Source organism: Actinotalea sp. (assembly GCF_035443605.1).
In the GTDB taxonomy this organism is placed as follows: domain Bacteria; phylum Actinomycetota; class Actinomycetes; order Actinomycetales; family Cellulomonadaceae; genus Actinotalea.
In genome coordinates this window covers 1-3714 of record NZ_DAORSQ010000167.1, presented here as the reverse complement: position 1 = coordinate 3714, position 3714 = coordinate 1, and the positions used below count along the sequence as shown (strand labels likewise).

Annotated in this window: 3 protein-coding genes and 1 pseudogene; 3 read left to right on the top strand and 1 reads right to left on the bottom strand. The window is 70.9% G+C overall.

What is annotated here, in order from left to right:
- Positions 1–333 precede the first annotated feature (333 nt).
- A pseudogene (locus PKY62_RS12600) lies at positions 334–756 on the bottom strand (substrate-binding domain-containing protein); the annotation flags it as partial.
- Positions 757–762: 6 nt separating this feature from the next.
- Between PKY62_RS12600 and PKY62_RS12595 the strand changes: the two are divergent.
- From PKY62_RS12595 to PKY62_RS12585, 3 genes are all read left to right on the top strand, one after another.
- Entirely contained in the window at positions 763–1137 is a 375-nt protein-coding gene (locus PKY62_RS12595) for a substrate-binding domain-containing protein (RefSeq protein ID WP_324537482.1), read from the top strand.
- A gap of 274 nt (positions 1138–1411) precedes the next feature.
- Positions 1412–2989 (top strand): anaerobic glycerol-3-phosphate dehydrogenase subunit GlpA, encoded by a 1578-nt coding sequence (gene glpA, locus PKY62_RS12590; protein WP_324537480.1) that lies wholly within the window; start codon positions 1412–1414, stop codon positions 2987–2989.
- On the top strand, positions 2986–3714 hold a 729-nt coding region (locus PKY62_RS12585), incomplete at its 3' end, for an FAD-binding protein (protein WP_324537478.1). The genes glpA and PKY62_RS12585, both read left to right, overlap by 4 nt.

Genomic DNA, 3714 nt, shown 5'->3' with positions numbered 1-3714 from the left:
GTTCTGTGGAGAACTTCTCCGTCGCGACGACTCGTGGTCACCTCCGTGAGGTCACCCGGGGGCCTGCGAAGGATTGGGTGGGCCCGTTCGCCAGAACGGCCCACGGGCGCAGAGCATCGGCCTCAGCGCGGCCGGGATTGCCTGCCAGGTGCAGTCTCAACCCTTCGGGCCGTGCACGAAACGCCGTCGGACCCAGCCCCGGACCTCGCATAGGGGCTCGGGAGGACATCGCGACGGCATGTCGTGCACGCCGGACGGGGCAGGGACACCGCGACACGACGAGGCGCCGCCCGGGTATCCCCGGACGGCGCCTGGCCTTGCTTGTTGCGGGACTCAGAAGTCGAAGTCCGCGATGTTCTCCGCGTTGAACACGTACGGCTCGCCGAGGAGCACCGAGGCGCCCTCGCCGACGGTGTACGAGCCCAGCTTGCCGGCCTCGAACTCGTCGCCCTCGGCGCCGGTGATGTCACCGTTGACGAGAGCCTGAGCCGCAAACGCGGCCAGGTAGCCGAGATCGGCCGGGTTCCACAGCGCGAACGCCTCGACGGTGCCGTCCTCGACGTACTCACGCATCTGGTTCGGGGTGCCGAGACCGGTCAGCATGACCTTGCCCTTGTAGTCCGACGTCGACAGGTAGCGCGCCGCGGCGGCGATACCGACGGTGGTCGGGGACACGATGCCCTTGAGCTCCGGGTAGGTCTGGAGCAGCGCGGCGGTCTTGTCGAACGAGGTCTGGTCGTCGTCGTCGGGGTGGAGATCGAGGTGATTCCGACGACGGCGATGACCGTCGCGGAGGGGGCCGCGGCCGGCAACCGGATCCTCGCCCGCCCTCCGCGCGACCGCCTCGACGCGGTCTTCGCGGCCAACGACCTCGTGGCCCTCGGAGTGCTGCAGGCCCTGGTCGAGGACGGCCGGATGCGCGTGCCGGAGGAGATCTCGCTGGTGGGCTTCGACGACATCGCGTTCGCCGCCGCGGCCGCCGTGCCGCTGACGTCGCTGAGGCAGCCGAGCGCGACCATCGGCAGGACGGCCCTGCGCGTCCTCCTGGAGGAGGCCGCCGACCCCGAGCTCATCCCCCGTCAGACGGTGTTCCAGCCGGAGCTCATCATCCGGCGCTCCACCCAACGCCCCTCCTGAGCCGCCTCCCCAAACTGACCGGCCTCGCGAACCGTGCACGAAACGCCGTCGTGAACCACCCCCGGGGCCCCATAGCGGCACGGCCACCGCTTTCGACGGTGTGTCGTGCACAGAGACGGGCCGGGACTGCGATGCGTGCGGGCCCTGAGATGCGTGCACGTTAGGCCGGTCCCGCGACGCGCCGCGTGCACGAATGCGAACCAATGCCCCTCGCCGGGCCCCCCCACGGGGGAAGATGGTAGACACCACAGCAGGGGCCCAAGGAGGGGACACAATGAAGCGTCTCGATACCGACGTCGTCGTCATCGGAGGCGGCTCGACGGGGTTGGGCGTCGTCCGCGACGCCGCGATGCGCGGGTACCGCGCGGTGCTCGTCGAACGCGTCGATCTGGGCCAGGGCACCACCGGCCGGTTCCACGGCCTGCTGCACTCGGGCGGCCGCTACGTGGTCAGTGACCCAGGCTCGGCCACCGAGTGTGCCGAGGAGAACGCGATCCTGCGCCGCATCCAGGCCAGCGCGGTCGAGGACACGGGCGGCTTCTTCGTCACCCTCGCCGACGACGACCCGGCCTACGCCGACAAGTTCCTCGAGGGCGCCAAGTCCACCGGCGTCCCCGCCACCGAGATCTCGGTCAAGGAGGCACTCCGCCGCGAGCCCCGACTCGACCCGCGGATCCAGCGCGCCATCGAGGTGGCCGACGGCTCCGTCGACGGCTGGCAGCTCGTCTGGGGCGCCGCCCGCTCGGCGGAGGCGCATGGCGCGAAGGTGCTCACCTACCACCGGGTGATGAAGATCGAGCGCGACGGCGACCGCGTGGCGGCCGTGATCTGCCGCGACGAGAAGGGCGGCGAGGACGTGCGCATCACCTGCACGTTCGTCCTCAACTGCGCCGGGCCCTGGGCCGGACAGATCGCGGAGATGGCCGGCGCCGAGCCGGTCGCCGTCGTTCCCGGCCGCGGGATCATGATCGCGATGAACCACCGCCTGGTGAACACCGTCATCAACCGCTGCGTCTACCCCACCGACGGCGACATCCTCGTGCCCGTGCACACCGTCTCCATCATCGGCACCACCGACATCCACGAGACGGATCCAGACCACCTGCCCATCCCCCGCAACGAGGTCCAGCAGATGCTGGACGCCGGCGAGGCGATGATCCCCGGCTTCCGCAAGGCGCGCGCCCTGCACGCCTGGTCCGGGTCGCGGCCGCTGATCAAGGACAAGCGGGTCTCCGTGGAGGACACCCGCCACATGAGCCGCGGCATGGCCGTCATCGACCACTCCCAGACGGACGGCCTGAAGGGCATGCTCACCATCGGCGGCGGGAAGCTCACCACCTACCGCCTGATGGCTGAGCACATCGTCGACGCCATGAACCGGCAGCTCGGCGAGGAGCGGCCCTGCACCACCGCCGACGAGGTGATCCCCGGCAGCGAGGACCGCAAGCTCTACACCGTCACGCACCGCCTCGAGGACCGCGAGAAGGACCGCCTGGACGACCAGATCATCTGCGAGTGCGAGCTGATGAACCGCTCCATGTTCGTGCGGCTCCTCAAGGAACAGCCCAACGCCACGTTCGACGACCTCCGCCGCCAGCTGCGCCTCGGCATGGGGCCTTGTCAGGGCGGGTTCTGCGCCACTCGTGCCGCCGGCCTGGCCTGCTCCGAGCAGGTCGACGACGCCGAGCGCGCCTCGGGGCTGCTGCGCCTGTTCCTCAAGCACCGCTGGATCGGGATCTGGCCCATCCTGTACGGCCAACAGGTCAGACAGACCGCCCTGGACCACTGGATCTTCGCAGGCACGCTCGATGTCGAACACCTGCCCCAGCCTGAAGAGGAGATCGTGCGATGAGCGACGTCGTCGTCATCGGGGCCGGGCTCGCCGGCCTCACCGCCGCCCTGCGGCTCACCCGCGCCGGGAAGTCCGTCACGCTGACCACCAAGGGGCCGGGCGGGCTGCAGCTCTCCCAGGGCACCGTCGACATCCTCGGCTACACGCCGGACCGGGTGTCGCGGCCGCTGGACGCTGTGGCGGGTGTCGCGGAGGGGCATCCGTACTCCTCGATCGGCGCCGACGGCGTGGGCTCGGCCGTGTCGTGGCTGGCCGGCGAGCTCGGCCCGGAGCTGCTCGTGGGCGATCCGGCCCGCAACTACCACCTGCCGACGGCGGTCGGCGCGCTCCGCCCGACCGCGCTGGCCCAGCCGTCCATGGTCGCGGGCGACGCGGTGGGCGGCAAGAGCTACGCCGTCGTCGGCGTGCGGCAGCTGAAGGACTTCTCGCCCGAGCTCATCGCCGGCAACCTCGCCCGCTCGAAGGCCCCCGACGGCGGCGCGCTCAGCGCAACCGCCGCCTGGATCGACCTCCCCGCGCGGAAGGGCGAGGCAGATCCCACCGCGCTCACCTACGCCCGCGCTATGGACGAGCAGTCGTTCGCCGCCGCGTTCGCGAAGGCAGTGGCCAAGGTTGCGGGCAAGGCCGACGTGGTCGCGCTGCCCGCCGTGCTGGGTATCAACCGCCGCGACGTGTGGCGGCAGGTGGCCGAGGCCCTCGGCCGCGACATCTGCGAGATCCCGCTG